We start from the raw sequence: 25811 nt of genomic DNA, 5'->3' as shown, positions 1-25811 counted from the left end.
ACAGGGATCATGCGTCCCCCTGTAGGAGCGGCCTTGTGCCGCGAAAGGGCCGCAAAGCGGCCCCAGGTTGTTGAATATCAAATAGAGGAACGGCCATGACCCTGCGTTCGGAAATCCTGGTGAACAAAAACGTCCTGCCCACCGCGGAACAGGCCCTGCCTGGCCGCGAAACCCCGATGACCCTGCCCGAGTTCCACTACGTGTTCGAAGGCACCCCGCTGCTCGGCCCGTTCTTCGAAGGCGACATCGATTTCGCCATCTTCGGCCTGGGCTGCTTCTGGGGCGCCGAGCGCCGGTTCTGGCAGCGCGAAGGCGTGGTCAGCACCGTGGTCGGCTACGCCGGCGGTTTCACCCCCAACCCCACCTACGAGGAAGTCTGCTCGGGCCTGACCGGCCACACCGAGGTGGTGCTGGTGGTGTTCGACAAGAAACGGGTCAGCTACCGCGAGCTGCTGACGATGTTCTGGGAGCTGCACAACCCGACCCAGGGCATGCGCCAGGGCAATGATGTCGGCACCCAGTACCGCTCGGCGATCTACTGCACCTCGCCGCAGCAACTGGATGAAGCCAACGCGAGCAAGGCCGCCTTCCAGGCCGAGCTGGGCAAGGCCGGCTTCGGCGAGATCACCACCGAGATCGCCCAGGCGCCGACCGTGTACTTCGCCGAGGCCTACCACCAGCAGTACCTGGCCAAGAACCCGGAAGGCTACTGCGGTATCGGCGGCACCGGCGTGTGCCTGCCACCCAGCCTGCAGGGCAACTGAGCCATGATCCTGTTCCATTCGCCGCTGTCGCCGTTCGTGCGCAAGGTGATGATCGTGCTGCACGAGACCGGCCAGCTGGACCGGGTCACCGTGCAGGGCGTGAACATCAGCCCGGTGAACAGCGACGCGCAGCTCAACCAGGGCAACCCGATCGGCAAGATCCCGGCCCTGCGCCTGGACGACGGCAGCGTGCTGCACGACAGCCGGGTGATCTGTGAGTACCTCGACAGCCAGCACGTCGGCCTGCCGCTGATCCCCCGCGAGGGCTCGGCACGCTGGCGGCGCCTGACCCTGGCCTCCCAGGCCGATGCGATCATGGACGCGGCGGTGGCTACCCGCTACGAAACCTTCCTGCGCCCGGCGGACAAGCAGTGGGACGGTTGGGTGCAGGCGCAGGGCGAGAAGATCCGCCGCAGCCTGGCCAATCTTGAACAGGAGCACCTGGCGGAGCTGGCCTCGGGGTTCGACCTGGCGGCGATTGGCGTGGCTTGTGCGTTGGGGTATCTGGACCTGCGCCAGCCTGAGTTCGATTGGCGTGGGCTGTATCCGGGGCTGGCGGCGTGGTATGCCGAGGTGAGCCAGCGGCCGTCGATGGTGGCTACAGCTCCGATAGCCTGAGACTACGCTGGCGAGGGCTGGCGCCCTCGTTTCGCGGCACAAGGCCGCTCCTACAGGAGTCCACTCAACCCTGTAGGAGCGGTCTTGTGCCGCGAAAGGGCTGCACAGCAGCCCCAGAACTTACCGCGGTATCACAGGAAACAACAATCCGATTCTCTGCGCCAACCAGCGCCCGATCTCTCTATCCTCCCTCATACCCCCCTCCCCACCCGCGACCAGTCCAGCCGCCGGGTCAGCACCATGAACACGCCCAGCAGGCCAAAGCACAGCAGCGAGCCCATCAGCAGCGCATAGTCCTCGGCGCTGAGCAGCCCATAGAGCATCGCGTACAACGCCGCCAGCCCCGCCGCAAAGCCAACCCCACGCCCCAGGCTGCGCAGCACATGAACCAGGTAGAAGCCGATCAGCAACACGCACCCTGACGCTGACAGCCCATAGGCCAGGCCAAACCCCAGATGCTCGGACAGCGACAGCAACAGCAGGTAGAAGAACGCCAGGGCCACGCCCACCAGGATGTACTGCACCGGGTGCACGCTGAGGTTCTTGAGCACCTCGAACAGGAAGAATCCGGCAAAGGTCAGGGCGATGAACAGCAGGGCATACTTGATCGCCCGTTCGCTCTTGAGGTACTGGTCCACCGGGTCGACGAAGCTGACGCCAAATGAACGCTCGTTGAAATCGCCGCACTTGCCGACGGTCGCGCAAAGGCGCATGGACTCTTCCAGGTTGGTGGCGAAGAACGAGGTCTGCCAGTGGGCGCTGAAGCCCTTTTCATCGATGGCGCGGCGGCTCGGCAGGTAGCTGCCGACGAAGCTCGGGTGCGGCCAGTTGGCGCGCATGTCCACCGTGCTGCTGCGGCCGACCGGCAGCACCGCCAGCTGGCCGGTGCCCAGCAGGGCCAGGTCGAAGGCGTAGTCGAACTCGCGGGCCTTCTGGTCGCTCAACTGCGGCAGGGCCACATGCACGCCACCGGGCAGCCAGTCGACACCACTGCCGGCCTCGAACGGCAGGCGCTGGTCATCCAGGGTCAGCTCCAGGCTGTTCTCGATGCCGCGAATGTCGCTGATGCCGACCATCAGGAACGGCTTGTCGAAGCGGTAGTCGTCGTAGTCCTTCTCGATCCCCCAGCGCTCAGGCAGCTTGAAGCGACCGCTGACCTGACCCTTGGCATGGAACAGGCGCGCCTGGTAGATGCCGCGGGCGCGCAGCTCGGTATCGACGCCCACATCCATCGCGAAGGTTTCCGGCAGGAAGTAAAGATTGCCGTGCATCGTGGTGGTCTCCTGGACGCTCGTGCCGTCCTTGTCGATCCAGCGCCGCTCGTACTTGCGATAGGGCACCACCAGCACCGGGCCGCTGACCAGCTGGTCGAAGCTGGAGCTCGCGGCGATCTCGCCGAGCACGTTGTTGCGCAGTTGCTGACGTTCGTCGATCAGGCCGCCGATCATCAGCAGGGGAATCAGCAGCAGCAGGATCAGCACGGCGATCAGGCCGAGCTTGAAACCTAGGGACTTGTTCATGGGGTTGGGCTCCGTTTGCGATGGGGGCAGTGTCTGCCCGCCGCGTGGAGCCCTTGGGGAGGGAATGTGGAGATTGTGTGGAGATGGCTTGGACAGCAACACTGCGTGGGAGCGGGCTTGCCCCGCGATGAGGCCCGATCAGGCAGTGATGTTGCCTGGGCTGGCCACTTCGCGGGGCAAGCCCGCTCCTACAGGGTCAGCTATAACGTCGGCCCGGCAGCCAGAGTCGCACCCGCACCCCACCCTCGACGTTGTCTACCGCCAGCGCCCCGCCGTGCAGCTGCATCACCTCGGCCACGAAGTTCAGCCCCAGCCCGGTGCTCTTGCGCCCGGTCCCAGGCCTTGGCAGCGAATAGAACCGCTCGCTGACCCGCCCCAGAGCGTACTCGGGTATTGCCTGCCCCTGATTGAACAGGCTCAGCGCCACCCGCTCGCCGTCACGCTCCAGTTCGAAGGCCAGCGCGCCTCGCTCGGGGGTGAAGTCCAGCGCGTTGTCCAGCAGGTTGGCCAACGCCTGGCGCATCAGGAACGGATCGCACAGCAGCCAGACGCCCGCCGGAATGCGCTGGCGCACCTGCAGGCCGGCGCTGTCGATCCGTGCGCCATGGGCTAGCAGCAGCTCGTCGATCAGCGCCGCCACCGCCACCTGCTGTTCATCTTCCAGTGCCTGCATCTGTTCGACCCGCGCCAGGTTGAGCAGTCGCTCGATCATCTGCTGCAGGCGCTCGCTCTCGCGCTCGATATTGCCGGCAAAGCGCGCCCGCTGCTCTCGCGGCATGTCGCCCTGCAGCAGCTCCGAGGCGCCGCGGATCGCCGCCAGCGGGCTCTTGAGCTCATGGGTGAGCGTGTGCACGTAGCGCTCGACATAGGCCTTGCCCTCCAGCTGGGTGCGCATGCGCTCCACCGCCGTGGCCAGTTGCAGCAATTCGCCGCCCTTGTAGTGCGGCAACGCGGCGCGCTCTCCCTCGCTGACCGCCTGGGCGTAATGGGTAAGCCTACGCAGCGAGCGGGTCAGCCACCACGACAGCGCCGCGCCCACCAACAGCCCCAGCACGATCAGCCCCAGGCCGAGGAACAGCAACCGACGTTCGGAGCGGTCGATGTACGGCTGCAACGAGCTGTTGGGCTTGGCTACGGTAACCACGCCGATGATTCGGCCGCCGTCGAGGATCGGCGCCGCCACATGCATCACCGAAGTGCTTTCGTCGTCCGGGTCGCTGCGGGTCGAGCGGGCGCCGTACTGGCCACGCAGGGTCAGGTAGACATCGTTCCAACGCGAGTAGTCCTTGCCCAGGTCCTGGCCGCTGGAGTCGAGCAGGACGATGCCCTTGGCGTCGGTCACGTAGATACGGTGGCTGACCTGGTTCTTCGCCAGCCCCCAGATCTGCGCGCTCGGACGCCGCTCGCCATACGAAGCAAGCACCTGCGACAGGCGGCTCTGGGTCAGGGTGCCGTTCTTCACATCGTCGTGAAGGATCTCGGCCAGCAGGTTGGCGGTGTCCACCAGGGTTTCTTCCGAGGATTGCCGCACCACCGGACGGATCTGCTCGCGCACCGTGTTGAGCAGGAAGTAGCCCGCCAGGCCGACGAACAGGAAGTACACCAGGAAGATCCGGATCCCCAAGCGCATCAGGCGTGTTCCGGGCTGTAGCTGTAGCCCAGGCCGCGGTGGGTCTGGATCGCCTCGGCGTCGGGCGCGACCTGGCGCAGCTTGGCGCGCAGGCTCTTGATATGACTGTCGATGGTGCGTTCGTAGCCGACGTCCGAGGCCACGCCAAGGCCGTCGAGCAGCTGTTCGCGGCTGAATACCCGGCGAGGTTGCGCAAGCAGGCTCTGCAGCAGGCGGAACTCGTGGCGGGTCAGCGTCAGCGCCTGGCCCCGGTAGCTGATGCGCATGGCCAGGGTGTCGAGCTGGAACGGCGCGGCTTCGCTGGCCACCTCCACCCTGGGTGCCATGCGTTTGAGGATCGCCCGCACCCGCGCGGCCACCTCACGGGGGCTGAAGGGCTTGACCACATAGTCGTCGGCGCCGATCTCCAGGCCCAGCACCCGGTCGATCTCGGCGTCGCGGGCGCTGAGGAACATCACCGGCACCTCGCTGAAGCGGCGCAGCTGGCGGCAGGTCTCGAAGCCGCTGATGTCGGGCAGGCCGATATCGAGGATCACCAGGTCGGCCGGGCGCAGGCGCTGCTGCTCGACGGCGGCGCTGCCGAGGGTCACCCACTCGGTGCTGTGGCCGTCGGCCTGCAGGGCGTAGACCAGGGTGTCGGCGATGGCGGATTCGTCTTCGACGATGAGGATGTGAGGCATGGCGTCCGGCCTTGCTGGGGCAAAGGCTGGACTTTGAGGCAAACCGCGATGGTCACGCAATCCTTGTTGCCTTTACGGGCCCTTTCGCGGCACAAGGCCGCTCCTACAGGGAAACGCGAATACCTGTAGGAGCGGCCTTACGCCGCGAAAGGGGCGCAAAGCGCCCCCAAATGCGAAATCAGCAGTCCGGTTTGCCCGCCGTGAACTTCTTCGCCGGGTTCACCGCCGCCTTGAACTCGCGCAGGGCCTTGGCGCCCACCAGCAGCGGGTAGTTGAAACTGCTGCGGTCGACCAGGTTGACCTCCACGGTGCGCTTCACGTCGCCCAGGCACAGTTCCAGGTCGACCACCGGGCGGCGCGACAGCTCGGGGGCATCGCCTTCTTCTTCCTCGTCGGCGCGGTTCTTGATCTTGCTGATGCGCGCCAGCTTGTGTTCGTAGACCTTGCCATTGGCATTCTTGGTGGCCAGGCGGAAACGCACCCAGTCCTCACCGTCGCGGGTGAACAGCTCGATATCCTTGGCCGATAGCGACGCGGTGTAGGCGCCGGTGTCCATCTTGGCCTTGAGGGTTTCACCGATCTCCGGCAGGGCGATGTTCTCGTAGCGACCGTACAGGGTGGGCTCGGCGGCCATCACCGGCAGCGCCAGAAGGGACAGCAGGGCAAGCAGGGGTTTCACGGGGCAGGCTTCCTTGAGAGGGGTCAGTGCTTAGACTGCGCAGGCAGGATAGGTTCGCTGGCAAAGGTTAAACAACACAATGTGAAACATTTGTCCCAGTTAATGGACGTACGACGTTTGGCGTAGGCCACTGCCCTGCTTATCATTAGCCACCGTTTACCTCACACCAACAAGAGTCTCCTTATGCGTCGCCTGCTGACCGGCACCCTCACCCTTACCCTGCTGCTGCTCAACACCCTGGTGATGATCGGCCCGTTGCTGGTCTTCGCCCTGCTCAAGCTGGTACTGCCCGGCCGTGGCCGCGACTACGCGTCGGCCGCGGTGATGTGGATCGCCGAGACCTGGTCGGAAGTCGACAAGGCCATCTTCGCCCTGTGCATCCCCACCCAGTGGGACATCCGCGGCGTCGACACCCTGCGCCAGGACACCTCGTACCTGTGCGTGAGCAACCACCAGACCTGGGTCGATATCCCGGCGCTGATCGAAAGCCTCAACCGCCGCGTGCCGTTCTTCAAGTTCTTCCTCAAGAAGGAGCTGATCTGGGTGCCGCTGCTGGGCCTGGCCTGGTGGGGCCTGGATTACCCGTTCATGAAGCGCTACAGCAAGGCCTTCCTCGACAAGCACCCCGAACTCAAGGGCAAGGACCTGGAGATCACCAAGGCCGCCTGCGAGCTGTTCAAGCGCCAGCCGGTGACCGTGGTCAACTACCTCGAAGGCACCCGTTTCACCGAAGCCAAGCGCCAACAGCAACAGTCGCCCTACCGCCACCTGCTCAAGCCCAAGGCCGGCGGCGTGGCCTTCGTCCTGGCGGCGCTGGGCGAGCAGCTGGATGCGCTGCTCGACGTGACCATCGTCTACCCGGGCGACAAGGCACCGGGGTTCTGGGACCTGCTCAACGGCAGCATCAGCCGGGTGATCATCGACATCCGCGTGCGCGAGCTGGACCCGGCGCTGAGCGAGGGCGACTACGAGAACGACCCGGCCTTCCGCCAGACGGTGCAGGCCTGGGTAAACCAGCTGTGGCTGGAGAAGGACCAGCGGATCGAGCAACTGCGCGCCGAAATGCGTTGAAGCCCGCGCCTACAGCATTTCGCGGTCCCTTGTAGGAGCGGCCTTGTGCCGCGAAAGGGCCGCACAGCGGCCCCTGCACTCTTGGCCTAAACGCTGGGAACCTGGGGCCGCTACGCAGCCCTTTCGCGGCACAAGGCCGCTCCTACCCTGCCCGCGTCTGGCGCTCAGACCGATGGCTGGCTCAACGGCGCAGGGCTATTCCACAAACTCCCCAGATTCTGCAACAACGACCCGGCAATCCCCTGCTGCCCCAGGTACTGCAGGATCAACGGCGCGAACTGCCCGATCATTCCGGTATCCATGCCCAGTGCCTTGAAAGCGGTGTCCAGGTCGTTGCGGTTCTGCACCTCACCGCCCAGCGCGTTGCCCAACGCCGAACTGTTCTGGTCATTGCCGAGCAACTGCCCCAGCCCGCTCAACCCACCCAGCGCATTGGTGCCCGACAGCAGGTCCAACCCCGGCACGGCCTTGGTCAGTTGCCCATAGTCATCGCCGCTGAGGTTGTTGCGCGCCAGCCCCAGCATCGCCCCGGCGCCACCGATCGCCTGCTCGGGGGTGATCTTCAATTCGCTGCCCAAGGTATTGAGCAGATTGGCCTGGCCGGCCGGGGCCTGCACCTGGCCCTGTTGATTCTGGTTCTGCATGGCCGAGACGGCATTGGCCGCGTCGCTGAGGTTGAAGGCGAACACCGGGCTTGCGGCCAGGGTCATCAGGGTTGCCAGGGTGAATGCTTTCATCGGGGGACCTCGTCGGCCGGAATGGCCGGGAAACGAGGGGTTGGACTGGAGTGCCAAGGGTTTGTTCCGGGCCGGCCATCGGTGTTCATTGCAAGGGCCTTATCGCAGGGCAAGCCCGCTCCCACGCAGCGCTGGGTCATTCGTGGGAGCGGGCTTGCCCCGCGATGGACATTTACTGGCCGGCTCTGTTTTCCACCGCACTGGCCAACGCATCCGCCTGCCCCCAGGCGATCTGCATGGCCCGCAGCCCAAGCTTGAGCAATTGCCGCGTCTCCTCGTCCTCGATGCGGTCCAGCGCCCGGTGGCTGTCGCTGAAGGCGAACATCAGGTAGTGGGAGACGTTGGCCAGTACATACTCCATGGGCACGACACCGTCGTGGATGGCGCGGGCGAGGGATTTGTCGGGGGGTAAGGCGAATTGGTGGGGTGGATCAGGGACGATCTTTTTCATCGAGGCACCATGCTGTGTTGGGTGCCACCCGTCCGTTTCCACACATCAGGGTGACAGCTGTACACGGGGTGGAAAGACCGGTGCATGGTGAACCCGGCAGGCCTATAGGCCTCCCGTGTACAGCCGTCATGACGACAACAACCATGCTAACCGCCGGGTTTCCACACCCGATCACTGAACCGACAGCGACCGCGAGAGCCTAGTAGGCAGCGATGCTCCCGAGCAATCAGACGTGAATCGACAAGCTGCGTACGATATTTCCTCAGCACTCGATAGCCAACAAGAATTAGCCGAAATTTTAGTAGGAATATTCCTTATACCTATCAAATTTGCTAGTTGCCAACCTCGTCATCGCGCTCCACATTCATCTACTCAGAGCTGCTAACCGGAGCGAAGTCATGACTTCAAATAGTGAAACCTTCTCAGTCCCCCTTATTGCAGTAGACCCACAAGGCTCGGTTATTAACCACCAAGGAAACCTTTTCACATATACACCCTACGGAGCCGACCAACAAAAAAGCACAGGATCCTCATATATCGGCTACACGGGTCTTTCGCGCATGAGTTTTGGGGGCTACATGCCAGGAAGCTATCGTCGCTATGATCCACTTATAATGAGATTTACCTCACCGGACAGTTTCAGCCCTTTCGGCGAGGGCGGTCTAAACTCCTACTGCTATGCTAGTAACGACCCAATGAATAACATAGACCTTAGCGGTCACGTGTCATTCAAATGGCTTAAAAATATATTTGGCAGATCAAGAAGGAAAATTGAGAACTTGCAACCAGCAAAAGCCGCCACAACTGAAGCCAACACATTGTTGGCCAGCGCGCTATTCGGCACAGGCTATTCGAAAAACCTCCCGCGCCTAGACACGAACCCAAAAAACATCATAAAAATCGCAGAACGCATAGACATCGCAGAAATAAACACCCAGCTTGAAATAACAAGAACTGTTAGCAAGAAAAATTCAAAATTTGCCAAAAAACATGGAATTGACGTCCAGCCCGACAACTCACTAATAGAATCTTTCGAAGAATTTAAGAATGCAGCTTATGCTTTAAGAAACCCAGAGCGCATTACAGAAAACATCTCTATTCAAAATAACAGAAATAACTACAACACAAAGGTCAGCAAAATTTTTGGCCCATATAAAAATTCTAGTAAATATGATGATTGACTAGTAGCAAGACACAAGGCATAAAGCCCCTCTAGTAGGGGCCTTATGCCTAACGTGTTTTCAAGCCACGCTAAATGTTTTATGCGGATCAATCACAAACTTCTTCGGCACCCCCGCATCAAACTCGCCATACCCCTCCGGCGCCTGATCCAGGCTGATCACCTGCACCCCCACCACTTCGGCGATATTGATGCGATCCCACATGATCGCCTGCATCAGCTGGCGGTTGTACTTCATGGTCGGCGTCTGCCCGGTGTGGAAGCTGTGCGACTTGGCCCAACCCAGGCCGAAGCGAATGCTCAGGGCACCGATCTTGGCGGCGGCATCCACCGCGCCCGGGTCTTCGGTCACGTACAGGCCCGGAATACCGATCTTGCCGGCCACGCGGGTCACCTGCATCAGCGAGTTGAGCACGGTGGCCGGGGCTTCGTGCTTGGCGCCTTCATGACCATGACCACGGGCCTCGAAGCCGACGGCATCGACGGCGCAGTCCACTTCCGGCTCACCGAGGATATCGATGATCTGTTCGTGCAGCGGAGTGTCCTTGGACAGGTCGACCACTTCGAAACCTTGCGACTTGGCGTGAGCCAGCCGGGCCGGGTTGAGGTCGCCGACGATCACGCAGGCGGCGCCCAGCAGGCGGGCGGAAGCGGCGGCGGCCAGGCCGACCGGGCCGGCACCCGCGACGTACACGGTGCTGCCCGGGCCAACACCCGCGGTGACGGCGCCGTGGTAACCGGTGGGGAGGATGTCGGACAGGCAGGTCAGGTCGCGGATCTTCTCCATGGCCTTGTCGCGGTCCGGCAGTTTCAGCAGGTTGAAGTCGGCGTAGGGCACCAGCACATACTCGGCCTGGCCGCCGGTCCAGTCGCCCATGTCGACGTAACCGTAGGCGCCACCGGCGCGGGCCGGGTTGACGGTGAGGCAGACGCCGGTGTGCATCTCTTTGCACGAGCGACAGCGGCCGCAGGCGACGTTGAACGGCACCGACACCAGATCGCCGATCTTCAGGCGTTCGACATCACGGCCCATTTCGACGATTTCACCAGTGATTTCGTGGCCCAGGACCAGGCCGACCTGGGCGGTGGTGCGGCCACGGACCATGTGCTGGTCGGAGCCGCAGATGTTGGTGGAGACCACCTTGAGGATGACGCCGTGCTCGATCTTCTTGCCGCGCGGGTCCTGCATCTTGGGGTAGTCGATCTTCTGCACCTCGACCTTGCCCGCGCCGAGATACACCACTCCACGGTTACCAGACATGCTTCTTACCTCGCTTGATTTGTATTTATGCAGCGGTGGTGGAAAGCGCCGCCTTTCCGTGGGCGGCCTGTGTTACTGGAATGCAGGGGATTGTGGGCTGGATGGGAGGTGGGGCGGTGACTGGATGCGACAGGGGGATGTCTTTTTGCGGCAGGACAAAAGCTGGGGCCGCTGCGCGCCCCTTTCGCGGCACAAGGCCGCTCCTACAGAGGGAATGCGATCCCTGTAGGAGCGGCCTTGTGCCGCGAAAGGGCTGCGCAGCAGCCCCGGCACTCGATCAGAGAACGACAGTGCGATTGGCGTTTAGGAACACCCGCCGCTCGATGTGATACCCCACCGCCCGCGCCAGGGTCAGGCACTCGATATCGCGCCCCTTGGCGATCAGGTCCTCGGGATAGTGGGCATGGTCCACCACCTCGACGCCCTGGGCGATGATCGGCCCTTCGTCCAGGTCGTTGTTGATGTAGTGGGCGGTGGCGCCAACCATCTTCACACCTTTGTTGTAAGCCTGGTGATACGGCTTGGCGCCTTTGAACCCCGGCAGCAGCGAGTGATGGATGTTGATCGCCCAGCCATCCAGCCGCCGGCACAGCTCCGGCGACAGCACCTGCATATAGCGGGCAAGAATGACCAGCTCGGCACCGCTCTCCTCGATCACCTGCAGCACCTTGCGCTCCTGCGCCGGCTTGTCGTTCGGGTCGAGGGCGAAGTGGTAATAGGGGATCTTGTGCCAGTGCGCCAAGGGTTCGAGGTCGGGGTGGTTCGACACTACAGCGACCACATCCATCGTCAGCTGGCCGATGCGCTGGCGATACAGCAGGTCGTTTAGACAATGGTCGGCCTTGGACACCATGATCACCACCTTGGGGCGGTGATTCGGCGCGACCAGCTCGAAGGCCATGCCGAACGCCTCGCTGCGCTCGGCCAGCCCCGCACGGAAGGCATCCTCGTCGAAACCGTCCGGGGCGCGGAACTCAACACGAATGAAGAACCGCCCCGACAGCCGGTCATCGAAGGAATGATGCTCGGTGACGTAACAGCGCTGCTCGTAGAGATGACGCGTCACCACATCGACCGTGCCGAGCATGCTCGGGCAGTCGGCAGTGAGAATCCAGGTGTCCGGTGCCCGACTCATGGGTAATGCTCCTTACGCTTCGATGGCCAGGCCGTACTCGGCCGACGCGTCCTGCAGCCACAGCCACCAGTAGTCTGAGAAGCTGCGGCGGATCACCAGCTCCCAGGTGTCCTCGGCAGTGCGACGGATCACCAGCTGCGACTTGGCGAACACGGTACCGACAGCCTTGCCGACCGGGAAGTTGTTCGGGTGTACATCATAGCTGGTGGATTTCATCAGCACGTCGCGCACGTTGGGGCCGCGCAGCTCGAGCAGGGTCTGCCCGCCGCTGACGTTAACCACCTGGATATGCTGGCCGTCGAGGGCGTCGCGCAGTTTCTGCTCGACGGCGAACTCCTGGCCGCCGGGGACGATCAGCAGCCACTCGTCCGGGCCCACCCATTGCAGCGACATCTCGTTGTTGGCGACCACGGTCAGGGCCACCGGCAGCTCCAGGCCCAGGGCCTTGTGCACGCCGCCGGCGAAGGCCTGGTCATGGCCGTTGCCACGGATAGTCAGGTGGCCGAGGAGTTTCTTTTCGCGCAGGGTCACGCCTGCGTTCTTGCGGCCCTTGCCGACCAGGCTGGCCAGGTCGGCGTGGTGCAGCGGCGACTGGGCCTTGGCATCGGAGCCCGGGTTTTGCTGGAAGACGTTGATAGCGCTCATTTCTTACCTGCCTTGAATTCTGTGGGTCAGAGCGACACCGAACCTGTGGGAGCGGGTTTACCCGCGAATGCGGCGGTACAGCCAATATCGCATTCGCGGGTGAACCCGCTCCCACAGGGCCCGGCGTTACCAGCCGTAAGCCTTAGACGTTCTGCCGCTCGCCCTTCGGATCGAAGAACACCGAAGACACGATCTCGGCCTCGATCACGCTGCCGTCGGCCTGGGGCGAATACACCCGCTCGCCCAGGCGCTTGAGACCACCCTTGACCACGCCCATGGCGAACGAATAGCCCAGGGAGTTGGCCGCGTAGCTGGAGGTGACGTGGCCGACCATGTCCATCGGGATCGGCTGCTTCGGATCGAACACCAGCTGGGCGCCTTCCGGCAGCCACACGTTCGGGTCCACAGGCTTGAGGCCCACCAGCTGCTTGCGGTTCTCGCGCACGGTGTCCTCGCGGTTCATGCCGCGCAGGCCGATCCACGAGTACGGTTTGTTGCGACCGACGCACCAGCTCATGTTGAGGTCGTCCGGGGTCATCGAGCCGTCAGTGTCCTGGCCGACGATGATGAAGCCCTTCTCGGCGCGCAGTACGTGCATGGTCTCGGTGCCGTACGGGGTCAGGTTGTATTTCTTGCCCGCCTCGACGATCTGTTCCAGCACGCCCATGGCGTAGTTGGCCTGGACGTTGATCTCGTACGACAGCTCGCCGGTGAACGAGATGCGGAACACCCGCGCCGGCACGCCGCCGACCAGGCCTTCCTTCCAGCTCATGAACGGGAAGCCTTCCTTGTCCAGGTCGATGTCGCTGACCTCGGCCAGCAGCTTGCGGCTGTTGGGGCCGGACAGGGTCATGGTCGCCCAGTGGTCGGTGACCGAGGTGAAGTACACCTTCATGTCCGGCCATTCAGTCTGGTGGTACAGCTCCAGCCACTGCAGCACGCGGGCTGCGCCGCCGGTGGTGGTGGTCATGATGAAGTGGTTGTCGCCAACGCAGGCGGTCACGCCGTCGTCGAAGACCATGCCGTCTTCCTTGCACATCAGGCCGTAGCGGGCCTTGCCCACGTCGAGCTTGGTCCAGGCGTTGGTGTAGATGCGGTTGAGGAACTCGCGGGCATCCGGGCCCTGGATGTCGATCTTGCCCAGGGTCGAGGCGTCCAGCAGGCCGACGCTGTCACGCACGGCCTTGCATTCGCGGGCCACGGCGGTGTGGATGTCTTCGCCGGGCTTGGGGAAGTACCACGGGCGCTTCCACTGGCCGACGTCCTCGAACTCGGCGCCGTTCTTGATGTGCCAGGCATGCAGGGCGGTGAAGCGCACCGGCTCGAACAGGTGGCCACAGTGCCGGCCCGCCACCGCGCCAAAGGTCACCGGCGTGTAGTTGGGGCGGAACATGGTGGTGCCCATTTCCGGGATGCCGATGCCGAGCGAACGGGCGGCGATGGCCAGACCGTTGATGTTGCCCAGCTTACCCTGGTCGGTGCCGAAGCCCAGCGCGGTGTAGCGCTTGACGTGCTCGACCGACTCGAAGCCTTCGCGGGTGGCCAGCTCGATAGCGGCGGCGGTGACGTCGTTCTGCTGGTCGACAAACTGCTTCGGCGCACGGGCGGTGCCTTTGTCGTGGGGCACCTGGAACAGGGCCACGGTGGCCTCTTCCTTGCGCGCCAGGGTTTTCGGCAGGGTGCCGACGCTGGCCTTGAAGCCGGCCTCGGTGGCGGCGCGCACGCCGCCCTCGAAGCCGTCGGCGATCACATCGCCCAAGGCGTAGACACCGTTCACACCACCGACGCACACGCGCTTCTGCGGGGCATCGCCCGGCACGAAGCCGAGGATGTCTTCACGCCACACCGGGCGACCGCCCAGGTGCGAGGCCAGGTGCACCACCGGGCTGTAACCGCCGGAGGTGGCGATCAGATCACAGTCGAGAGTTTCCCCAGGGCTGGTGACCTTGTGCGCCTGCACATCGATAGCGGCCACGCGGGCACCGGTGACGTGCTTGCTGCCCTTGGCCTCGATCACGGCGCTGGAGGTAAGGATGCGGATGCCCTTGGCGCGAGCCTCTTCGACCAGCGAACCGCGTGGATTGTGGCGGGCGTCAGCGATGGCGACCACTTGCAGGCCGGCGTCGTGCCAGTCCAGCGCGGCGCGGTAGGCGTGGTCGTTGTTGGTCGACAGCACCAGCTTGCGGCCCGGGGCCACGCCATAGCGGCGCACGTAGGTCGATACGGCGCCTGCGAGCATGTTGCCCGGCAGGTCGTTGTTGCCGTACACCAGCGGACGCTCGTGGGCGCCAGCGGCCAGCACCACGCGGTTGGCACGCACACGGTGCACGCGCTGGCGCACCTGGCCGATCGGCGCACGGTCGCCGAGGTGGTCGGTGAGGCGCTCGTGGATGGTGAGGAAGTTGTGGTCGTGGTAGCCGTTGACCGTGCTGCGCGGCAGCAGGGTGACTTCCGGCAGGCTTTCCAGCTCGGCCACCACGGCATGGACCCAATCGGCGGCCGGTTTGCCATCGAGGGTTTCGCGACTGTCGAGCAAGGTGCCGCCGAACTCTTCCTGCTCGTCGGCCAGGATCACCCGGGCACCGCTACGGGCAGCAGCCAGCGCGGCGGCCAGACCGGCAGGGCCGGCGCCGACGATCAGCACGTCGCAGTGCTGGTTCATGTAGTCGTAGCTGTCCGGGTCGTTCTGCAGCGGCGCACGGCCCAGGCCCGCCGCCTTGCGGATGTACTTCTCGTAGGTCATCCAGAACGACTTGGGGTACATGAAGGTCTTGTAGTAGAACCCAGGCGGCATCATGTTGCCGCCGACCTTGCCGATGATGCCCATCATGTCGTTGTTGACGTTCGGCCAGCCGTTGGTGCTGGTGGCCACCAGGCCAGCATACAAGGCCTGCTGGGTGGCGCGCACGTTGGGGATCTGGGTGGCTTCGCTGGAGCCGATCTGCAGGATCGCATTCGGCTCTTCGGTACCGGCGGCGATGATCCCGCGCGGGCGCGAGTACTTGAAGCTGCGCCCGACGATGTCGACGCCGTTGGCCAGCAGCGCGGCGGCCAGGGTATCGCCGGCATAGCCCTGGTAGGTCTTGCCGTTGAAGCTGAAGTTCAGCACCTTGCTGCGGTCGATACGGCCGCCGCTGGCGAGGCGATAGGTCTGGCTCATACTTTTTCCCCTTGGCCCTTGGCGGTCGCTGGCGCGGTGCTCTGTTTCGAGGCGGCGGTGACCTGAGGCTTCTCGCCGATCTTGTAGGTTTCCAGGATCTCGTAGGTCACGGTGTCGCGGGTGACGTTGAAGTACTGGCGGCAACCGGCGACGTGGTCCCACAGTTCGTGGTGGATGCCGCGCGGGTTGTCACGGAAGAACATGTAGGTGCCCCACTCCTCGTCGGAGCAGGCGTTCGGGTCCAGCGGGCGGGCGATGTGCGCCTGGCCCGACGCGTGGAATTCTTCCTCGGAGCGCAGCTCGCCGCAGTGGGGACAGAAGATTTGCAACATAACGGTTGTCTCCGGGTCAGTGGGCGACGGCAGCGGCGCCGTGTTCGTCGATCAGCGCGCCGTTGTAGAAACGGTCGATGGAGAATGGCGCGGCCAGCGGGTGCATCTCGCCCTTGGCCAGGCTCGCGGCGAAGACGTTGCCCGAGCCCGGGGTGGCCTTGAAGCCGCCGGTGCCCCAGCCGCAGTTGAAGAACATGTTCTTCACCGGGGTCTTGGAGATGATCGGGCAGGCGTCGGGGGTGGTGTCGACGATGCCGCCCCACTGGCGGTTCATGCGCACGCGGGAGAGGATCGGGAACATCTCGACGATCGCCTGCAGGGTGTGCTCGATGACCGGGTACGAACCGCGCTGGCCGTAGCCGACCCAGCCGTCGATGCCGGCACCGATCACCAGGTCGCCCTTGTCGGACTGGCTGATGTAGCCGTGCACGGCGTTGGACATGATCACGCTGTCGATGATCGGCTTGATCGGCTCCGATACCAGTGCCTGCAACGGGTGCGATTCGAGCGGCAGGCGGAAGCCCGCCAGCTTGGCCATGTGCCCGGAGTTACCCGCGGTGACCACGCCGACGCGCTTGGCGCCGATGAAACCCTTGTTGGTTTCAACGCCGATCACGGCGCCATTCTCTTTACGGAAGCCGATCACCTCGGTCTGCTGGATCAGGTCCACGCCCAGGGCGTCGGCGGCACGGGCGAAGCCCCAGGCCACGGCGTCGTGACGGGCCACGCCGCCACGGCGCTGCACGGTGGCGCCGAGGATCGGGTAGCGGGTGTTCTTCGAGCAGTCGAGGTACGGGATCTCGGCCGCGACCTGCTCGGTGCGGATCAGCTCGCCATCCACGCCATTGAGGCGGTTGGCGTTGACCCGGCGCTCGGAGTCACGGATGTCCTGCAGGGTGTGGCACAGGTTGTAGACGCCGCGCTGGGAGAACATCACGTTGTAGTTGATGTCCTGGGACAGCCCTTCCCACAGCTTCATGGCGTGTTCGTACAGGTGCGCCGACTCGTCCCACAGGTAGTTGGAACGCACGATGGTGGTGTTGCGGGCGGTGTTGCCGCCGCCCAGGTAGCCCTTCTCGACCACCGCCACGTTGGTGATGCCGTGCTCTTTCGCCAGGTAGTAGGCCGTGGCCAGGCCATGGCCGCCACCGCCGACGATGACCACGTCGTAGACCTTTTTAGGGGTCGGCGTGCGCCACATGCGCTGCCAGTTCTCGTGGTGGCTGAGGGAGTGCTTGAAGAGGCCGAAGCCCGAATAACGTTGCATGGTGTTCTGCTCCACTCAGCGGTAGACCGGGAAGTCGGCGCACAGGGCGGCGACGTTCTTGGCCACATCGGCCTCGACATCGGCGTCACCCAGGTTGTCCAGCACATCGCAGATCCAGCCGGCCAGTGCCACGCACTGGGCGACCTTGAAGCCACGGGTGGTGACGGCCGGGGTGCCGATACGCAGGCCCGAGGTGACGAACGGCGACTGCGGGTCGTTGGGCACGGCGTTCTTGTTAACGGTGATATGGGCGCGGCCCAGGGCTGCGTCGGCGTCCTTGCCGGTCAGGCCCTGGCGGATCAGGCTGACCAGGAACAGGTGGTTGTCGGTGCCGCCGGAGACCACGTCGTAGCCACGGTCGATGAACACCTGGGCCATGGCCTGGGCGTTTTCGATGACCTGTTTCTGGTAGCTCTTGAACTCAGGCTCCAGCGCTTCCTTGAAGCACACCGCCTTGGCGGCGATCACGTGCATCAGCGGGCCGCCCTGGGCGCCGGGGAACACGGCGGCGTTGAGCTTCTTCTCGATCTCTTCGTTGCTCTTGGCCAGGATCAGGCCGCCACGCGGACCGCGCAGGGTCTTGTGGGTGGTGGTGGTGACCACGTCGGCGAAGGGGATCGGGTTGGGGTACAGGCCGGCGGCGACCAGGCCGGCAACGTGGGCCATGTCGACGAACAGCAGCGCGCCGACTTTATCGGCGATCTGACGGAAGCGTGGGAAATCCAGGGTCTTGGAGTAGGCCGAGAAGCCGGCGACGATCATCTTCGGTTTGTGCTCGACTGCCAGGCGCTCGACTTCGTCGTAGTCGATCAGACCGGTATTGGTGTCGATACCGTACTGCACGGCGTTGTACAGCTTGCCCGAGGACGACACCTTGGCACCGTGGGTCAGGTGGCCGCCGTGGGCCAGACTCATGCCCAGGATGGTGTCGCCGGCCTGCAGCAGGGCGAGGTACACGGCGCTGTTGGCCGAGGAACCGGAGTGCGGCTGGACGTTGGCGTAGTCGGCGCCGAATAGCTGCTTGGCGCGCTCGATGGCCAGGGCTTCTACCTTGTCCACATGCTCGCAGCCGCCGTAGTAGCGCTTGCCCGGGTAACCCTCGGCGTACTTGTTGGTAAGGCCGCTGCCCTGGGCCTGCATCACGCGCTTGCTGGTGTAGTTCTCCGAGGCGATCAGCTCGATGTGATCTTCCTGGCGCTGTTCCTCGGCATTCATCGCCGCCAGCAGTGCGTCGTCATAACCCTGGATCTGGTCTTGCTTGCTGAACATCGTGTATCTCCCGGCAGCGATCGTTTCTTGTCTGGTGAGGGTTTTCCCACCCTTTGCAGCGATGGTATGACCGGGCACGGTGGTACAGATGCCTGCGCGCGCCTTGCAATGGCGCGTTTACGACATTCATCCACCGACAACACCAATCCCTGTAGGAGCGGCCTTGTGCCGCGAAAGGGCTGCGCAGCAGCCCCGACGATTTGTGCCATGCCATACATCCTGGGGCCGCTTCGCGCCCCTTTCGCGGCACAAGGCCGCTCCTACATAGGCAACCGCCAAATCGATGGTTTAGAGTGCGATCCTGCGTCGTACAAAAGGACAGGCGTCATGACCGACAACAACCAACAATTCGCCAGCGACAACTACTCCGGCATCTGCCCCGAAGCCTGGGCCGCGATGGAAAAGGCCAACCACGGCCACCAACGCGCCTACGGCGACGACCAGTGGACCGAACGCGCCTCGGAATACTTCCGCAAGCTGTTCGAGACCGACTGCGAGGTGTTCTTCGCCTTCAACGGCACCGCCGCCAACTCCCTGGCCCTGGCCTCGCTGTGCCAGAGCTACCACAGCGTGATCTGCTCCGAGACCGCCCACGTCGAGACCGACGAATGCGGCGCGCCGGAGTTCTTCTCCAACGGCTCCAAGCTGCTGACCGCCGCCAGCGTAAACGGCAAGCTGACGCCCCAGTCGATCCGCGAAGTGGCGCTCAAGCGCCAGGACATCCACTACCCCAAACCTCGCGTGGTGACCATCACCCAGGCCACCGAAGTGGGTACCGTGTATCGCCCCGACGAGCTCAAGGCGATCAGCGCCACCTGCAAGGAGCTGGGCCTGAACCTGCACATGGACGGCGCGCGCTTTACCAACGCCTGCGCGTTCCTCGGCTGCTCGCCGGCCGAGCTGACCTGGAAGGCCGGGGTTGATGTGCTGTGCTTTGGCGGCACCAAGAACGGCATGGCGGTCGGCGAGGCAATCCTGTTCTTCAACCGCGACCTGGCCGAGGACTTCGACTACCGCTGCAAGCAGGCCGGGCAACTGGCGTCGAAGATGCGTTTCTTGTCGGCGCCGTGGGTCGGGCTGCTGGAGGATGGCGCGTGGATGCGCCATGGCAGGCATGCCAACCACTGTGCGCAGCTGCTGGCGTCGCTGGTGAGTGATTTGCCAGAGGTGGAACTGATGTTCCCGGTGGAGGCCAACGGGGTGTTCCTGCAGATGCCGGAGCATGCGCTGGAAGTGCTGCGCAACAAGGGGTGGCGGTTCTATACCTTCATTGGTAGCGGTGGAGCGCGATTCATGTGTTCGTGGGATACCCAGGAAGCCCGGGTGCGCGAGCTAGCGGCGGATATCCGCGCGATCTTCGGCGCCTGATCAATCGCCATCGCGGGGCTAGCCCGCTCCCACGCCCATTCCAAGGCGCTTGTGGGAGCGGGCTTGCCCCGCGATCAGCTAGAGACGGAAGCCTCCCATCTGCCGCGCCAGATCATCAGCCAGCCCACGCAACGCCTGGCATTCCTCGCGACACCCCTGCACTTCGCTGGCCGTCTGCCGCGCCAGGTCGGAAATCCCCTGCACCGTGCGGTTGATCTCCTCGGTCACCGCCGACTGTTCCTCGGTCGCCGTGGCCACCTGCTCGTTCATGCCGCTGATGCGCTCGACCTGATCGGTGATAGCCCCCAGCGAAGCCCCCGTGCGCTGGCTCGACTCGACCCCGTTGCCGGTCGCCTGCTGCCCCGCCTGCATCGACGCCACGGCGGTGCCCGCACCCTGCTTGAGACGGTGGATCATCTGCTGCACCTCGTCGGTGGACACCTGGGTGCGCCGCGCCAGAGTCCGTACCTCATCGGCCACTACGGCAAAACCCCGGCCCATCTCGCCGGCCCGCGCCGCTTCGATGGCGGCATTGAGCGCCAGCAGGTTGGTCTGCTCGGAAATACTGCGGATCACCGCCAGCACTTCGTCGATCGAGGCGACCTCGTCCGCCAGCTGCGTTACCGCCTCGGCAGCGCGGCCAATCTCGCCGGACATGCCTTCGATGTTGTGGATGGAACGGCGTACCACCTCCCGCGCCTGCAACGCCTCGTCGCGCGCCGACTGCGAGGCATGGGCGGCGGAGCCGGCATTCTGGGCGATGTCCTGCACGGTCAGGCCCATCTCGTGCACGGCGGTGGCGACCATCTCAGTCATTTCCTGCTGACGGCCCGAGCGCTCGGCGGTGTTGTCCACCACCTGGGTCACCTGCTCCACCGACAAGTGCAGGCGCTCGGTGGTGCGCAGCACTTCACCGATCAGGCCGCGCTGGCTGTCGAGGAAGCGGTTGAAGCCGCGGGCCAGGTCTCCCAGCTCGTCCTGGCGCGAGTCGTCCAGGCGATGGCTGAGATCACCCGCGCCACCGCCGATCTGCACCAACGCCGCCGTGACCTGACGAATGGGCCGCACCAGCCCGCGCGCCAGCAGCACCACCAGCAACAGCGAAAGCAGCGCCACACCGCCGCCGATCAGGCAGGTCTGCCAGATGGCCTGGCGGGCCTGGGCGTAGATCTCGGCTTCCGGCACCTCGGCCACCAGGGTCCAGTTCAGGTCACGCAGGGGCAGGCCCAGGGCCAGGTAATCCTCGCCATCACGCTGGAAACGGCTGCTGCGCAGGCCTTCACCGCCCACCAGCACGGCCTTCGCCGCCTCGACGTCCAACTGCTCGGCAAGTTGGCGCTTGCCACTGAACTGCTGGTCGGGATGGACCTGGATCAGGCCGTCATTGCGCACCAGGAACACTTTGCCGTGCTCGCCGAAACTGAAATCGTGGATCAGCTTCGACAGTTCGGTCATACGCAGGCCCATGCCGGCGACGCCGACCAGCTGGCCGTCCTTCTCGACCCGATAGTCGATAAACAGCGCCAGCTCTCCGGTGGAGCCGTCGATATCGATGTTGATCAGGCGCTCGGCACCGCTGTCGATGTAGCCGTAGAACCACTTGTCCTTGGGGTTGGCGCGGCTGAGGGTGCGGTCCAGGCCCTTCTCGTTGTAATAGTGGCCGGTGACGGTCGAGGCGAACAGGGTGGTGAAGGCGTGGTTGCGCTGCTTGGCCGCGTCCAGGTATTCGATGAAGCGTGGCAGCTCGGCCGGGGCTTCACCGGCGGCCAGCCAGTCGCGCAGGAGGGTGTTGCCGGCGATGTCCGCCGCCGCCACCAGCGGCTGGCCGAGCATGCGCTCGATATCGTTGCGCATGGCCTCGACGCTGGCCGGCAACGCCGTGTCGACAAGGTAGCGCTCGGTGAGGCGGTTGAGCGCCATTGTGTAGATCGCCGCCACCACCAGGATGCTCGCCAGCAGGGCCGCGCCCATGCTCGCGATCAGTTGCCACTGGATGCTCCGCCGCCAGATACGCATGTCCCACTCCCCGATAATTATTGTTTTTCGGGAAGTGTATACACTTAAGTATCCAGTTATTCCAGTGATCCGAGACAGCACAAAACAACTGTGGGAGCGGGTTTACCCGCGAAGACGATGGTGGCTTCACCGACGTCTTCGCGGGTAAACCCGCTCCCACAGGGGATGCTTGAGCGCTTTACTGGTCGCCGATGGTCCGGCTGATGGCATCGACCGTGGCGTCGATCTGCGCCTGGGTGCGCTCGAGGGTGCTGTCGTGCTCGCGCTGCAGCTCGATTTGCTTGGAGCACAGGTTCAGCGCGGCCAGCACCAGCAGCTTGTCGCCGATCAGGGTCGGGTAGTTGCGCTTGGTTTCGGCCAGCGCGACGTTGAGCATGCGTACGGCCTGGGAGAGGGTTTCTTCCTGGCCTTCGGGCGCCTTGAGCGAATAGTCGTTGCCCAGGATCGACACGACATTGACCGGCTGCGCTTGCAGTCTCATGCGTTCACGACACCCGCGCTGGCGCGCTCGACCAGGGCCTGGATGCGGGCGGCGGTGGCGCCGTGCTTCTCTTCCTGCTCCATCAGCGACAACTGCAGGCTGTCGTTCTCTTCCTTGGCCTGGGCCAGTTCCTGGCCGAGGCTGGCGTTCTGCTCGGCCAGTTGCGCGTTCTTGTGCATCAGGTCGCTGACCAGTTGCTCGAGTTGATTCAGGGAAGTTTCCAACATGCGTCTATCTCGGTTGTTGCAAAGGGCGCACACGATAAGGAAAAACTGCCGCCCCCGCCATTAAATATCGGATTCAAAAGGTGTTTGCCAGGTTCAGGTTGACCCAGGATCGGCCCCCTTGTTCCGACCTGGATCAACCGCTGGTCAGGAAAATAGTTAGCTGCCTCACAATTTTTGCATTGCGGACTCAAGACTGGCCGGTCACGACCGATAGGCAGGCAGGTCTTCTTTCGTCGCATGGATCGCGGCACCTCTTCTGCCTTGGGAACTGCCTCCATGTCCTTACGCAATATGAATATCGCGCCGCGCGCGCTGCTCGGGTTCGCCGTGATCGGCCTGCTGATGCTGGGCCTCGGCGTGTTCTCGCTGATCCAGATGGGCAACATCCGCCAGGCCGGGGTGACCATCGAGGAAATCAGCGTGCCCAGCATCAAGACCCTCGACGAGCTGACCGCGCTCAACCTGCGCCTGCGCACCCTGTCCTACCGCCTGCTGCTCAACCGCGAACCGGCCACCCAGCAGGACACCCTGCGCCTGCTGGACGAGCGCAACGCGCAGATCGACAAGGCGCGCCGCGCCTACGAGCCGCTGGTAACCGCCGCCGACGAGAAAGCCGCCTTTGACCAGTACGGCCTGCTGCTCAACCAGTACCGCCAGCTCGAGGCACGCATGCGCACGCTGAGCCAGGCCGGCGACCTCGACGCCCTGCGCGACCTGCTCAACCGCGACCTGCTGGACAACTCCGAGCAGATCAACAAGATCATGGACACCCTGGTGCGCATCAACACCGACCAGACCAGCGCCACCAACGCCCAGGCCGCCGAGCAGTACAGCGGTGCCTTCGGCCTGGTGATCAGCCTGCTGGTGGCCGCCACGGTGCTGACCCTGCTGTTCGCCTTCCTGCTGACCCGCAGCATCGTCAAGCCCATCGATGAGGCGCTGAAGTCCGCCGAGCAGATCGCCGAGGGCGACCTCACCCACCACATCGATGCCGAGGGCACCGACGAGGCCGCGCGCCTGCTCAAGGCCATGGCCAAGATGCAGGACAAGCTGCGCGACACCCTGCAGCTGATCGCCGGTTCCGCCACCCAGCTGGCCTCCGCCGCTGAAGAGCTGAACAGCGTCACCGACGAAAGCGCCCGGGGCCTGCAGCAGCAGAACAACGAGATCGAGCAGGCCGCCACCGCCGTCACCGAGATGACCAGCGCGGTCGAGGAAGTGGCGCGCAACGCGGTAAGCACCTCCGAGGCCTCCAGCGAAGCCAGCCGTTCGGCCGGCGATGGCCGTGACCTGGTGATGGAGACCGTGGGCGCCATCGAGCGCATGAGCGGCGACGTGCAGTCCACCGCCAAGCTGATCACCCACCTGGCCGAGCAGTCCCGCGATATCGGCAAGGTGCTCGATGTGATCCGCGGCCTGGCCGACCAGACCAACCTGCTGGCGCTCAACGCCGCCATCGAGGCCGCCCGTGCTGGCGAGGCCGGTCGTGGCTTCGCCGTGGTCGCCGACGAGGTGCGCGCCCTGGCCCACCGCACCCAGCAGTCCACCAGCGAGATCGAGCGGATGATCGGCAGCATCCAGGGCGGCACCGAGCAGGCCGTGGACTCGATGCGCACCAGCACCGAGCGCGCCGAGTCGACCCTGAACATCGCCCGTGGCGCGGGCCTGGCGCTGGACACCATTGCCGGCGCGGTGGCGCAGATCAACGAGCGCAACCTGGTGATCGCCAGTGCGGCGGAAGAGCAGGCCCAGGTCGCCCGTGAGGTGGACCGCAACCTGGTGAATATCAACGACCTGTCGGTGCAAAGTGCTACCGGAGCGCATCAGACCAGCGCGGCGAGCGCGGAGCTGTCGCGTCTGGCTGTGGATCTGAACGGGTTGGTGGCGCGGTTCCGCACCTGATCCTCAAACGCATCGCGGGGCAAGCCCGCTCCCACGCCAGGTTCAGGTTTGGCGTGGGAGCGGGCTTGCCCCGCGATGCTTTGCAGTGCCGGATCAATACTCGATCCGCACATCCCCCTTCGGCACGCTGCAGCACGACAGGATGTAGCCCTCGGCCTCATCCTCCTCGGTAATCCCGCCGTTGTGCTCCATCTCCACCTCGCCGCCGAGCTTGAGCACCTTGCAGGTGCCGCAGATACCCATGCCGCAGGCCTTGGGAATCATCAGCCCGACCTTGGCCGCCGCCGCATGCACGGTCTCGCCCGGGGCCACGCGGATACTCTTGTCGCTGCCGACGAACTCCACCAGGTTGAGGTCGGCCACATCCACTTCCGGCGCATCGGCAGCCGCCTCGGCATGCTCCACCGCGTCAGCCTTGGCCTCAGGCGGCGTCGCGCCGAACGATTCCTCGTGGTAGTTCTTCATGTCGAAACCGACGGCTTCGAGCATGCGCTTGACCGCGCTCATATAGGGCGTCGGGCCGCAGCAGAAGATGGTCCGCTCGAGGTAATCCGGGGCGATCAGCTCCATCAGCCGCTGGTTCAGGTAGCCGCGATAACCGGCCCACGGCTCGCCCAGCCCGTGCTTCTCGCAGATGATGTGCAGGCTGAAGTTGGGGATGCGCGAGGCCATCTGCTCCAGCTCGCGGTGGTAGATGATGTCCTTCGGCGAACGGGCGCTGTGCACGAAGACCATGTCGACGTTGGCGTTGGTGTCATAGAACCAGCGGGCCATGGACATCACCGGGGTGATGCCGACGCCGCCCGAGAGGTACAGCACCTTGCCCGCCGGGAAATCGATGGCGTTGAACAACCCCACCGGCCCGTGCACCGGCAGCTCGGCGCCCTCATGCATGGTGTCGTGGAGGAAGTTCGACACCAGCCCGCCCGGCACGCGCTTAACGGTGATGGAGAAACTGTAGGGCACCGACGGCGAACTGGAGATGGTGTACGAACGCATAACCGGCTTGCCTTCGATCTCCAGCTCGAGGGTGACGAACTGCCCGGGCTTGAAGAAGAACATGATCGGCTGGTCGGCCATGAAGCAGAAGGTGCGCACGTCCCAGGTTTCCTGGATAACCTTGACGCAACGCACGATGTGGCGGCCATTGGCCCAGGTCTGGGTGGTAACCGGATTGAGGAAGGTATCGGACATGTTCATCTCCAGCAGCCGACTGTCGGCCATTCTTATGGCTCCGATAATGCGCAAGCGCACCGCGCCGTACATTCCCATCCGCGACATCGGCGTGCTTATCGCGACCAGCCCCGCGCTACAAGGGTTGGCGCGTCGGAATTCGATGCGGCCATGTCGCCCGTGGATATGGTCCTTTCCCAGCCCGGACGCACACTCCTCGGCAAAACAACAGGCTGTTTATCGCG

The 25811-nt window shown here is 64.2% G+C and carries 23 protein-coding genes and 2 pseudogenes; 7 read left to right on the top strand and 18 right to left on the bottom strand.

What is annotated here, in order from left to right; all coding sequences use genetic code 11:
- Window positions 1-95 precede the first annotated feature (95 nt).
- Together msrA and LU671_RS06250 are read left to right on the top strand one after the other, a co-directional pair.
- A complete protein-coding gene (msrA, locus tag LU671_RS06255) occupies window positions 96-764 on the top strand; it encodes a peptide-methionine (S)-S-oxide reductase MsrA (protein WP_232855037.1) in 669 nt (222 codons plus the stop codon).
- 3 nt (window positions 765-767) lie between these two features.
- Window positions 768-1382: a glutathione S-transferase gene (locus LU671_RS06250; RefSeq protein ID WP_203649775.1), complete on the top strand. Its 615-nt coding sequence runs from the start codon at window positions 768-770 to the stop codon at window positions 1380-1382.
- A gap of 191 nt (window positions 1383-1573) precedes the next feature.
- On the opposite strand, the gene creD is transcribed toward LU671_RS06250, so the two are convergent.
- The 4 genes from creD to rloA2 all read right to left on the bottom strand — a co-directional run bounded on the left by creD (window position 1574) and on the right by rloA2 (window position 5891).
- Complete coding sequence (creD, locus tag LU671_RS06245) at window positions 1574-2902, bottom strand: cell envelope integrity protein CreD (RefSeq protein WP_203649773.1); 1329 nt, start codon at window positions 2900-2902, stop codon at window positions 1574-1576.
- Between the two features lie 196 nt (window positions 2903-3098).
- Entirely contained in the window at window positions 3099-4532 is a 1434-nt protein-coding gene (creC, locus tag LU671_RS06240; protein ID WP_232855036.1) for a two-component system sensor histidine kinase CreC, read from the bottom strand.
- Complete coding sequence (gene creB, locus LU671_RS06235; RefSeq protein WP_232855035.1) at window positions 4532-5212, bottom strand: two-component system response regulator CreB; 681 nt, start codon at window positions 5210-5212, stop codon at window positions 4532-4534. The genes creC and creB overlap by 1 nt, the downstream gene beginning before the upstream one ends.
- A 178-nt stretch (window positions 5213-5390) precedes the next feature.
- A complete protein-coding gene (rloA2, locus tag LU671_RS06230; RefSeq protein ID WP_203649768.1) occupies window positions 5391-5891 on the bottom strand; it encodes a retropepsin-like aspartic peptidase RloA2 in 501 nt (166 codons plus the stop codon).
- 183 nt (window positions 5892-6074) lie between these two features.
- Here rloA2 and LU671_RS06225 point away from each other — a divergent pair, with 183 nt between their 5' ends.
- Window positions 6075-6962 (top strand): acyltransferase, encoded by an 888-nt coding sequence (locus tag LU671_RS06225; RefSeq protein ID WP_186712626.1) that lies wholly within the window; start codon window positions 6075-6077, stop codon window positions 6960-6962.
- Window positions 6963-7126: 164 nt separating this feature from the next.
- Here the strand turns inward: LU671_RS06225 and LU671_RS06220 are convergent, their stop codons facing one another.
- Both LU671_RS06220 and LU671_RS06215 read right to left on the bottom strand, forming a co-directional pair.
- Entirely contained in the window at window positions 7127-7699 is a 573-nt protein-coding gene (locus LU671_RS06220) for a DUF2780 domain-containing protein (protein WP_232855034.1), read from the bottom strand.
- A gap of 172 nt (window positions 7700-7871) precedes the next feature.
- Window positions 7872-8150 carry a hypothetical protein gene (locus LU671_RS06215; RefSeq protein ID WP_062572570.1) on the bottom strand — a complete coding sequence of 93 codons (279 nt, stop codon included), beginning with the start codon at window positions 8148-8150 and terminating at the stop codon, window positions 7872-7874.
- 398 nt (window positions 8151-8548) lie between these two features.
- On the opposite strand from LU671_RS06215, the gene LU671_RS06210 reads away from it, so the two are divergent.
- Window positions 8549-9331: an RHS repeat-associated core domain-containing protein gene (locus LU671_RS06210; protein ID WP_232855033.1), complete on the top strand. Its 783-nt coding sequence runs from the start codon at window positions 8549-8551 to the stop codon at window positions 9329-9331.
- 60 nt (window positions 9332-9391) lie between these two features.
- Here the strand turns inward: LU671_RS06210 and fdhA are convergent, their stop codons facing one another.
- The 7 genes from fdhA to LU671_RS06175 form a co-directional block, all read right to left on the bottom strand.
- On the bottom strand, window positions 9392-10591 hold the full coding sequence (fdhA, locus tag LU671_RS06205; protein ID WP_232855032.1) for a formaldehyde dehydrogenase, glutathione-independent: 1200 nt from the start codon (window positions 10589-10591) through the stop codon (window positions 9392-9394).
- A 277-nt stretch (window positions 10592-10868) separates the two neighbouring features.
- A complete protein-coding gene (purU, locus tag LU671_RS06200; protein ID WP_232855031.1) occupies window positions 10869-11726 on the bottom strand; it encodes a formyltetrahydrofolate deformylase in 858 nt (285 codons plus the stop codon).
- Between the two features lie 12 nt (window positions 11727-11738).
- Entirely contained in the window at window positions 11739-12371 is a 633-nt protein-coding gene (locus tag LU671_RS06195) for a sarcosine oxidase subunit gamma (protein ID WP_186731738.1), read from the bottom strand.
- Window positions 12372-12513: 142 nt separating this feature from the next.
- On the bottom strand, window positions 12514-15531 hold the full coding sequence (locus LU671_RS06190) for a sarcosine oxidase subunit alpha (protein ID WP_232855030.1): 3018 nt from the start codon (window positions 15529-15531) through the stop codon (window positions 12514-12516).
- The gene (locus tag LU671_RS06185; protein ID WP_028688435.1) at window positions 15528-15863 is read right to left on the bottom strand and encodes a sarcosine oxidase subunit delta; all 336 of its coding nucleotides are present in this window, start codon (window positions 15861-15863) and stop codon (window positions 15528-15530) included. The genes LU671_RS06190 and LU671_RS06185 overlap by 4 nt, the downstream gene beginning before the upstream one ends.
- 16 nt (window positions 15864-15879) lie before the next feature.
- Entirely contained in the window at window positions 15880-17130 is a 1251-nt protein-coding gene (locus LU671_RS06180) for a sarcosine oxidase subunit beta family protein (RefSeq protein ID WP_110735299.1), read from the bottom strand.
- A gap of 15 nt (window positions 17131-17145) precedes the next feature.
- On the bottom strand, window positions 17146-18399 hold the full coding sequence (locus LU671_RS06175) for a serine hydroxymethyltransferase (RefSeq protein WP_203649757.1): 1254 nt from the start codon (window positions 18397-18399) through the stop codon (window positions 17146-17148).
- A 327-nt stretch (window positions 18400-18726) separates the two neighbouring features.
- Between LU671_RS06175 and LU671_RS06170 the strand changes: the two genes are divergently transcribed.
- Window positions 18727-19767, top strand: a complete 1041-nt coding sequence (locus tag LU671_RS06170; RefSeq protein ID WP_232855029.1) for a threonine aldolase family protein — start codon at window positions 18727-18729, stop codon at window positions 19765-19767.
- 78 nt (window positions 19768-19845) lie between these two features.
- Here LU671_RS06170 and LU671_RS29660 read toward each other — a convergent pair whose 3' ends face one another.
- The 4 genes and pseudogenes from LU671_RS29660 to LU671_RS06155 form a co-directional block, all read right to left on the bottom strand.
- Window positions 19846-20574 carry a methyl-accepting chemotaxis protein gene (locus LU671_RS29660; RefSeq protein ID WP_371263117.1) on the bottom strand — a complete coding sequence of 243 codons (729 nt, stop codon included), beginning with the start codon at window positions 20572-20574 and terminating at the stop codon, window positions 19846-19848.
- 135 nt (window positions 20575-20709) lie between these two features.
- Window positions 20710-21687 (bottom strand): annotated as a pseudogene (locus LU671_RS29655) (HAMP domain-containing protein); the annotation flags it as partial.
- Window positions 21688-21961: 274 nt separating this feature from the next.
- A complete protein-coding gene (locus LU671_RS06160; RefSeq protein ID WP_203649751.1) occupies window positions 21962-22264 on the bottom strand; it encodes a cell division protein ZapA in 303 nt (100 codons plus the stop codon).
- The gene (locus LU671_RS06155) at window positions 22261-22491 is read right to left on the bottom strand and encodes a hypothetical protein (RefSeq protein ID WP_028688440.1); all 231 of its coding nucleotides are present in this window, start codon (window positions 22489-22491) and stop codon (window positions 22261-22263) included. Before LU671_RS06155 ends, LU671_RS06160 begins: the two co-directional genes overlap by 4 nt.
- A gap of 237 nt (window positions 22492-22728) precedes the next feature.
- Here LU671_RS06155 and LU671_RS29650 point away from each other — a divergent pair.
- Together LU671_RS29650 and LU671_RS29645 are read left to right on the top strand one after the other, a co-directional pair.
- Window positions 22729-23538, top strand: a pseudogene (locus LU671_RS29650) (MCP four helix bundle domain-containing protein); the annotation flags it as partial.
- A complete protein-coding gene (locus LU671_RS29645; protein WP_371349951.1) occupies window positions 23521-24393 on the top strand; it encodes a methyl-accepting chemotaxis protein in 873 nt (290 codons plus the stop codon). The pseudogene LU671_RS29650 and the gene LU671_RS29645, both read left to right, overlap by 18 nt.
- 93 nt (window positions 24394-24486) lie before the next feature.
- On the opposite strand, the gene gbcB is transcribed toward LU671_RS29645, so the two are convergent.
- On the bottom strand, window positions 24487-25587 hold the full coding sequence (gene gbcB, locus LU671_RS06145) for a glycine-betaine demethylase subunit GbcB (RefSeq protein ID WP_232855098.1): 1101 nt from the start codon (window positions 25585-25587) through the stop codon (window positions 24487-24489).
- Between the last annotated feature and the right edge of the window lie 224 nt (window positions 25588-25811).

Source organism: Pseudomonas sp. NMI760_13 (assembly GCF_021283245.1).
GTDB lineage: Bacteria > Pseudomonadota > Gammaproteobacteria > Pseudomonadales > Pseudomonadaceae > Aquipseudomonas > Aquipseudomonas peradeniyensis.
The sequence above is the reverse complement of the archived record's forward strand: the minus strand, read 5'-3'. Positions and strand labels throughout refer to the sequence as shown.

Excerpts from the sequence above, each read along its gene's own strand:
- msrA (WP_232855037.1), top strand. The coding sequence starts at position 96 with ATGACCCTGCGTTCGGAAATCCTGGTGAACAAAAACGTCCTGCCCACC.
- LU671_RS06250 (WP_203649775.1), top strand. The coding sequence starts at position 768 with ATGATCCTGTTCCATTCGCCGCTGTCGCCGTTCGTGCGCAAGGTGATG.
- creD (WP_203649773.1), bottom strand. The coding sequence starts at position 2,902 with ATGAACAAGTCCCTAGGTTTCAAGCTCGGCCTGATCGCCGTGCTGATC.
- creC (WP_232855036.1), bottom strand. The coding sequence starts at position 4,532 with ATGCGCTTGGGGATCCGGATCTTCCTGGTGTACTTCCTGTTCGTCGGC.
- creB (WP_232855035.1), bottom strand. The coding sequence starts at position 5,212 with ATGCCTCACATCCTCATCGTCGAAGACGAATCCGCCATCGCCGACACC.
- LU671_RS06225 (WP_186712626.1), top strand. The coding sequence starts at position 6,075 with ATGCGTCGCCTGCTGACCGGCACCCTCACCCTTACCCTGCTGCTGCTC.
- LU671_RS06220 (WP_232855034.1), bottom strand. The coding sequence starts at position 7,699 with ATGAAAGCATTCACCCTGGCAACCCTGATGACCCTGGCCGCAAGCCCG.
- LU671_RS06215 (WP_062572570.1), bottom strand. The coding sequence starts at position 8,150 with ATGAAAAAGATCGTCCCTGATCCACCCCACCAATTCGCCTTACCCCCC.
- LU671_RS06210 (WP_232855033.1), top strand. The coding sequence starts at position 8,549 with ATGACTTCAAATAGTGAAACCTTCTCAGTCCCCCTTATTGCAGTAGAC.
- fdhA (WP_232855032.1), bottom strand. The coding sequence starts at position 10,591 with ATGTCTGGTAACCGTGGAGTGGTGTATCTCGGCGCGGGCAAGGTCGAG.
- purU (WP_232855031.1), bottom strand. The coding sequence starts at position 11,726 with ATGAGTCGGGCACCGGACACCTGGATTCTCACTGCCGACTGCCCGAGC.
- LU671_RS06195 (WP_186731738.1), bottom strand. The coding sequence starts at position 12,371 with ATGAGCGCTATCAACGTCTTCCAGCAAAACCCGGGCTCCGATGCCAAG.
- LU671_RS06190 (WP_232855030.1), bottom strand. The coding sequence starts at position 15,531 with ATGAGCCAGACCTATCGCCTCGCCAGCGGCGGCCGTATCGACCGCAGC.
- LU671_RS06185 (WP_028688435.1), bottom strand. The coding sequence starts at position 15,863 with ATGTTGCAAATCTTCTGTCCCCACTGCGGCGAGCTGCGCTCCGAGGAA.
- LU671_RS06180 (WP_110735299.1), bottom strand. The coding sequence starts at position 17,130 with ATGCAACGTTATTCGGGCTTCGGCCTCTTCAAGCACTCCCTCAGCCAC.
- LU671_RS06175 (WP_203649757.1), bottom strand. The coding sequence starts at position 18,399 with ATGTTCAGCAAGCAAGACCAGATCCAGGGTTATGACGACGCACTGCTG.
- LU671_RS06170 (WP_232855029.1), top strand. The coding sequence starts at position 18,727 with ATGACCGACAACAACCAACAATTCGCCAGCGACAACTACTCCGGCATC.
- LU671_RS29660 (WP_371263117.1), bottom strand. The coding sequence starts at position 20,574 with ATGGTCGCCACCGCCGTGCACGAGATGGGCCTGACCGTGCAGGACATC.
- LU671_RS06160 (WP_203649751.1), bottom strand. The coding sequence starts at position 22,264 with ATGAGACTGCAAGCGCAGCCGGTCAATGTCGTGTCGATCCTGGGCAAC.
- LU671_RS06155 (WP_028688440.1), bottom strand. The coding sequence starts at position 22,491 with ATGTTGGAAACTTCCCTGAATCAACTCGAGCAACTGGTCAGCGACCTG.
- LU671_RS29645 (WP_371349951.1), top strand. The coding sequence starts at position 23,521 with ATGGCCAAGATGCAGGACAAGCTGCGCGACACCCTGCAGCTGATCGCC.
- gbcB (WP_232855098.1), bottom strand. The coding sequence starts at position 25,587 with ATGTCCGATACCTTCCTCAATCCGGTTACCACCCAGACCTGGGCCAAT.